Below are 5,161 nucleotides of genomic sequence, written 5' to 3' on the forward strand. Positions count from 1 at the left end.
CCAGCCGGACGCCTGCCTCGTTGACCTCGTCGCCGGGTGCCTCGCTGTGGGCGGCGCAGAAGAGGGTGGCGCGGAAACCGCGCGACACCAACTCGGCGGCGATCCGTTCCACGTACACCTCGGAACCGCCACCCTCGGGGTTACGGGTGTCTCGCCAGTTGAGGAACAGCACGTGTCCGGGCATGCCGAAGCGACGCTCCACGCGAACCCTACTCTCAAGTAATTTAGGGACGCGCGTCACACTAGGGGCTGGGGTGCCGGCCGGCAATGCCCCGATGGGGCAGCGCTGATCGACTGGCGCTACGCGTTGACCGTGGGTGCCGGCGTGACCGTCGGCGCCGCGACGGCCGGTGCGGCCACCTCGGCGGCGGGTGTGCCGGACGCCTGCCCGCGCCTGGCCGGTCGCTTCCGACGCTGCGATCCGAGCACCTGCAGGGGCCGCTCGACGCCGTAGTAGCTGACGGTGGCGTACACCAGACCGAAGACCATGGTGAGTGCGAAGGTGTTGAACAGTCCGCCGGTGAAGAGCGGTCGGTCGTCGATCAGGTAGATCAATTCGATGACCAGCGGGTGCCAGAGGAACAGTCCGTACGAGACGGTGCCGAGCCATCGGGCGGACTTGGCGCCGAAGACCTCCTTGACCCGCGTCCGCCCACCGAAGGCCACCGGGATCAGGATCAGTGTCGCGATCGCGAGGTACAGGGCCAGCTTGGCGGCGAACTCCGCGGCTGTCGGACCGGCGAGGTCGCGGGGGCCGGCGATGGGCGTCGTCGCGATCGCCATCAGCCCGACCGCCGCTGCCCAGCAGGCAATCGGTGCGGAGGCGAGGTCGTCCAGCACGCGGAAGGCGGCGGGCGCTGTCCCGGTGCGCAGGGCGACGTGCGCCGCCGCCAGGGCCATCCCTGCGCTGAACCAGGCGGCGTACGAGGGGAGCCACATGGTGTGCAGGCCATTGCTGAGCCAGCCGAACCCCAAGAGTGCGAGCCATCCCGCAGTCACCAACAAACCCCCGCAGACGATCACGACGGTTCGGACGGGACGCCATGACCGACCAAGAGCGAGCACGGCTACCAGCGGCAGGATCAGGTAGAACGCGACCTCGGTGGCGAGGCTCCAGGTCTGGGTGAGCCCGGAACGCAACTGGCCGGGCCCGTAGATCTGGGTGAAGGTGAGGTGCCGAATCCAGTCACCGGCGGACGCCGGCTGATTCTGCGGCAGGACGATCAGGCAGACCAGCACCGCCAGCCAGTAGGCCGGCAGGATTCGTAGGGCCCGCCGCCAGAGGTACCGCCCGGCGCGTGGTCGGGCCTGTCCCGTTGCGGCGCTCAGTGCCCACGGTCGGAACAGCAGGAATCCGGAGAGCACGAAGAAGATGGCAACGCCGACGTCGAGCCGGGCCAGCCATCCGCCCCACGTGGTGTTCATGGTGGCGGCGGTCTGGAACCCGACGTGGTGACCGACAACCGCCACGGCGCCAATTGCTCGCAGCGCGTCGAGGGCGGGGAGTCGGTCGGTTACCGAAGTCTGCGGAACTGTTGGCGCGGCGGCTGTGGACATCTGGACATCCAGGGGGTCGCTTTGAAGGTGACCGGAGAGTAACCTCCCGCCATGTTAAGGATCGGGTGCCCCGGACAACAGGTCGTAGGGCGGCAGGCTACAGGAGGATGAGTGAAGCTTCGCGTGGGCGCCGCGCTCTTCGGGCTCGGTGTTTTGTTGCTGGTCTTCGCGGCTGGGCTGCCGTTCTACGTGGCCCCCTCCGTGACCAAGCTCCCTTATGATCTTGAACCAACGACGTCCGTCGCGGAGGCGAAGAACGCCAAGTTCCTGAAGATCACTCGTGTCGGCGAGTCGGTGAGCATCGAGGTTCTGCAAGGTGACCTCGTCTCCAGCGTCGAGGTCATTCCTCAGCCGGACGACACGAGGGACCGGCTACCCGAGGAGCTCAAGGGCGACGCGGTGATCTGGGACGTCTACCAGACGGTCCGGCGTGCCGACACCCCGGATGTGGTCAGCCAGTACAGCACCGAGCTGGCCCTCGACCGGATCTCCGGCGCGGCTGCCCCGTGGAAGGAGCAGTGGCTCAACGAGAGCGGCGCGGAGCAGACTCCGGTCGGGAACGTGAGTTACTCCGGCCAGATCTACAAGTTCCCGTTCGGCACCGACAAGCGGGCCTACCAGGTTTTCGACCGTGACCTGAAGCGGGCCGTCCCGGCGAAGTTCGTCGGCACGGAAAAGATCAAGGGCATCGAGGCGTACCGCTTCGAGCAGCGGATCGAGAACGAGGTGCTGAACACCCCGGAGGCGAGCCTCAAGCCGCTGCTCGGCAGGTTCGCCCCCGGCGCCACCAGCGGTCAGATCGTCTACAGCAACACCCGTACGCTCTGGATCGACCCGGTGACGGGCTCCTACGTGAAGGTCCGGGAACAGCAGAACAAGGAGTTGCGCCCCGACACCGGCGCCGCCACGGTGCTGCTGGACGCGGACTTCAACTACAACGACGACACTGTCACTCGCAGTGTCGAGACGGCCAAGGACAACCGCTTCAAGATCGGCCTGATCAGTTTCTGGGGCCCGATCGCCGCCGGCGTCCTTGGTCTGATCGCCCTCGTCGTCGGCGTATGGCTGGTGACGCGGACCAACGACGGTGCTGCCCGGCACCGCGCCGACCCGGCTGTGGCACCCGGCACCGACCCGACTCGCACGCGGGTGGACCAGGAACCGGTACGCGACGCGGAAACCGCCGAGCAGCCCAGGACCGAGCCCGCAGCAGGTCCACTGACCGACGAGATCCCGCCGGCGTCGACGAACTGGAAGTCTGAGGACCCGACGGTGCCGACCCAGCGCCCGGCGCACGGCGAGGTGGAGCAGCGCTGACGGGTACGACAGGAAGCACGACCGGGGGGTGGGCCGCGATGCGGTCCACCCCCCGGTCGTGGAGCGGCACCTGCCTCTAATGCCCTGCGCGGCGCACGGCGTACCGCGTGCAGACCCAGTCCTCGCTGTACAGCAGATCGCGCCACTGCCCGACGATGTCCCCGTCGTGTGCGGCCATGAGCCGCACCATGTCGGTGTGCGGGACGACCGTCATCTTCATCGGCGCCGGGTAATTGAGCAGGTGGCGCTGTGCCCAGCTGATCAGGCGGGACGGTGCCAGATGCCAGACGATGCCCCTGGCCGTACGCCCCCGCTCGGTTGGCAACCCGATGACGGCGGTGCCGCCCGGCCGCAACACGCGCAGGAACTCGGCCAGATAGTGATCGATCGCGGGGCGCGGCAGATGTTGCAACACCAGAGCGCTGTAGACCAGGTCGAAGTGACCGTCGGGAAACTGGCTCAGGTCCGGTGCGTCGTTGAGGACGAACCGGATGTTCTCGGCGCTCCGGTTCAGTCGCCGGGCGGTTTCCAGCATGGTCGGGGCGATGTCCACACCGACGACCTCGTCCGCGTGTGGTGCGAGTGCCTGCGACAGTCGCCCGACGCCGCAGCCGAAGTCGAGCACCCGCTCCCAACGGGTGGGCAGGCCGAGTTGGCGAAGTTGGCCGGTCGTCTCCTCGACGTCGGTGCGGCCGGTGGCCAGGAACTCCCCGACGTCCCACCGTCCGCCGCGTTTTCCGGGCTCAACGAGTACGGCCCAGAGTGGATCTTCAGCTCCGAGCTTGGTCCAGTGGCGTCGCACGTCGTTCAGATGCACGCCGAAACCCTAGGACCTCGGGCCGTTCGGTGGGGTCCTGCTGTCTCCGGGATCGCCTGGATGTTCGGACGGGAGGAGGAGCCGAACGGCTCTCCGCGACCTGCGCACTTTACATCCGTTACCTAATTGTAATTCGTCGATGCCCTGCCACTCTCCGCTGTCGGGGAGCAGGGTTGTGACGTATTTGTCGCATGGCGAGGCTTCTGTCCACACAGGTACTTCCACGATTCGTGACGTCGGCCTGCTGTTGGGTCGCCCTCGTGTTACCGCCGGATGGTCAGGGGGTTGTGAGCTGCGCCGCAACGGGTGCACGATCAGGCTCGATCGTTACCCGCCGGTAACACATGACGGGCCCGCTGCGGGGCCGCCAGTCCGGACCGGCCACCTGAGGAGGAACCCGTGCAGGATCGGTTTGAGGATCAGGGTCGTACCCGGTGGCGGCGGTTCGCCGCCATGGCGGTCCCCGCCACCGCCGCCGTCGGCGCCATCCTGTTCGGCATGTCGACCGGCGCCATCGCGTCCGACGTCACCGTGTCCGGACAGACGTTCAAGATCGGCGCGACCCGCCTTGAGGGCGACGGCTTCAAGCAGTACGGCGGTGTCGTCCGCGAGAAGGGTGAGAACGGCAAGACCCACCCGATCGCCGTCGCCGAGATCAGGAGCGCGGAGCTCTACAACCTCTGCCAGTCCATCCGCTCCGACCTGCCCGGCCTGCCGGTGGTGCTCACCATCAACGCCGGTGAGGGCAAGGAGCCTGCCCGGGCCAAGGACCTGCTGATCGCCATGGACTCGCTCGACGGCAACGCGACGTTCACCAACATCAAGATTGGCCGGGACGCGACGGACCTGAACGCCACGGCGCAGAAGGGTTCGTTCGGCCAGAACTCCGACCACGTCACCATCACGAACCTGCAGCAGGTGTCCCGCTACACCACGGCGGCCACCTTCAACCTGGTCGGCCTCCGGTTGAAGGTCAACGTGGGCGATGACGCCAAGGGCAAGGAGTGCTTCTGAGGTGACTGGGTCCGCGCTGGACGACCACCGCGGGCCCCGGCCCCTGTCCCCGTCCCGCTCCGCCAGGAGGAGTACGTGACAACCGCCAACGCGTCCCACGCCCGGCCCGGCGGTACGGCCCAGGCGTGGCAGACCTTCCGCCGCTGGCAGCGGAGCCGACCGTTCTGGGGTGGTCTCTTCATCGCCCTGGCCGGGGTGGCGATGTTCGCCTCCACCCGGATGACGATCAACGGCCTGAGCTTCCACAGCGGAGCCACCGGCCTGCTCTCGCTCCTGATCCCGGTCATCCTGGTGACCTGCGCCCTGCTGCTCTGGTTGAGCCCGGCGCAGCGGCTGTTCTACTCGGTCGTCGCGGCGGTCACACCCCGGCCACCCTGCTCGGGCAGCCGGTGGACAGCGTCCGGGACCTGCTGCCCGAGTCGGACGTGGTGATCCTGCGGACCGCGGCGGCCCGGG

4 protein-coding genes and 2 pseudogenes are annotated in these 5,161 nt (G+C 67.9%); 3 read left to right on the forward strand and 3 right to left on the reverse strand.

The window, feature by feature from the left end:
* Together ABZ749_RS28935 and ABZ749_RS28940 are read right to left on the reverse strand one after the other, a co-directional pair.
* Positions 1 to 184, reverse strand: a pseudogene (locus ABZ749_RS28935) (glycosyltransferase family 1 protein); the annotation flags it as partial.
* A 116-nt stretch (positions 185 to 300) separates the two neighbouring features.
* A complete protein-coding gene (locus tag ABZ749_RS28940) occupies positions 301 to 1,557 on the reverse strand; it encodes an acyltransferase (RefSeq protein WP_357233340.1) in 1,257 nt (418 codons plus the stop codon).
* Positions 1,558 to 1,668: 111 nt separating this feature from the next.
* On the opposite strand from ABZ749_RS28940, the gene ABZ749_RS28945 reads away from it, so the two are divergent.
* The gene (locus ABZ749_RS28945; RefSeq protein ID WP_357233342.1) at positions 1,669 to 2,874 is read left to right on the forward strand and encodes a DUF3068 domain-containing protein; all 1,206 of its coding nucleotides are present in this window, start codon (positions 1,669 to 1,671) and stop codon (positions 2,872 to 2,874) included.
* A 76-nt stretch (positions 2,875 to 2,950) separates the two neighbouring features.
* On the opposite strand, the gene ABZ749_RS28950 is transcribed toward ABZ749_RS28945, so the two are convergent.
* Positions 2,951 to 3,691 carry a class I SAM-dependent methyltransferase gene (locus ABZ749_RS28950; protein WP_357233344.1) on the reverse strand — a complete coding sequence of 247 codons (741 nt, stop codon included), beginning with the start codon at positions 3,689 to 3,691 and terminating at the stop codon, positions 2,951 to 2,953.
* A gap of 399 nt (positions 3,692 to 4,090) precedes the next feature.
* Here ABZ749_RS28950 and ABZ749_RS28955 point away from each other — a divergent pair, with 399 nt between their 5' ends.
* Entirely contained in the window at positions 4,091 to 4,705 is a 615-nt protein-coding gene (locus tag ABZ749_RS28955) for a DUF6230 family protein (protein WP_357233347.1), read from the forward strand.
* 195 nt (positions 4,706 to 4,900) lie between these two features.
* Positions 4,901 to 5,005, forward strand: a pseudogene (locus tag ABZ749_RS28960) (hypothetical protein); the annotation flags it as partial.
* Between the last annotated feature and the right edge of the window lie 156 nt (positions 5,006 to 5,161).

The sequence above is a fragment of the Micromonospora sp. NPDC047753 genome (assembly GCF_040642735.1).
Lineage (GTDB): Bacteria > Actinomycetota > Actinomycetes > Mycobacteriales > Micromonosporaceae > Micromonospora.

Bases quoted from the DNA above. Each gene is read 5' to 3' on its own strand.
- ABZ749_RS28940 (WP_357233340.1), bottom strand. From the start codon at position 1,557: ATGTCCACAGCCGCCGCGCCAACAGTTCCGCAGACTTCGGTAACCGAC.